Origin of the sequence: Pseudomonas sp. AL 58 (assembly GCF_036348395.1) — a bacterium.
GTDB lineage: Bacteria > Pseudomonadota > Gammaproteobacteria > Pseudomonadales > Pseudomonadaceae > Aquipseudomonas > Aquipseudomonas defluvii.
Genome location: NZ_JAZBQR010000058.1, coordinates 1 through 873, shown reverse-complemented (window position 1 = coordinate 873; position 873 = coordinate 1). Strand labels below are relative to the sequence as shown.

1 pseudogene is annotated in these 873 nt (G+C 57.6%); it reads left to right on the top strand.

Annotated features, from left to right (window positions below):
• Positions 1-96: 96 nt before the first annotated feature.
• Positions 97-873 (top strand): annotated as a pseudogene (locus UIA24_RS23020) (IS5 family transposase); the annotation flags it as partial.

The following is an 873-nucleotide window of genomic DNA, read 5'->3' as shown; positions in this document are numbered from 1 at the left end:
CTAGGCTCTGTCTGAAATCCCACGAAACTGAAATGTGGCCCCGGAACGGCCTGGGTTTTGTACAGCCGCCGCCCATCTGCGGAAAGGAATTCTGTGATGGCAAAGCGTTATGAACTCTCTGATGAAGCGTGGGCAGTGGTCGCCGATCTTTTTACAGCATCCCACGTCAGGGGCAGGCCCCGCAGCAGTGATCGCTTGATGCTCGATGGTGTGCTCTGGGTTCTCTGCTCAGGAGCAGCCTGGCGAGATATGCCCGAGCGCTTCGGGTCTTGGGCGACGGTCTATCACCGCTTCCGAGTCTGGCGAAACCGCGGAACATTCGATCAGATGCTCAGACGATTGCACCTCAAACTCAATGACAAAGGCTTGATCGATCCCCACACTTGGATGATCGATTCGACCGCTGTTCGGGCAACCCGTGCTTCATCTGGAGCGCGGAAAAAAGGGGACTGACGAGCCTGCCGATCACGCTCTAGGCCGCAGCCGTGGTGGTCTGACTACCAAAAATTCACATGCTCTGCGACGCCAACGGTACGCCGCTGCGCTTTCTCCTTTCTGGCGGCCAGGCCAGTGATATCAGTTATGCCCAGCCATTGCTGGATGATGTCAGCATCCCGACAAACCAACGTGGCCGTCCACGCAAACGATGCAAATGGTTGCTGGCTGACAAGGGCTACGACGCCGAGGCCTTGCGCCGTTACTGCGACCGATATCGGATGCAGCCGGTCATCCCGCTCCGCTCAATGAAACGCAAGCCAAAGCCCGGCTTGCCGAGGCTGTTTGATCGCCCCAAATATCGACAGCGCAACATCATCGAGCGCATGTTCGGCTGGCTGAAAGAGAACCGCCGAATCGTCACGCGCTTCGACAAAC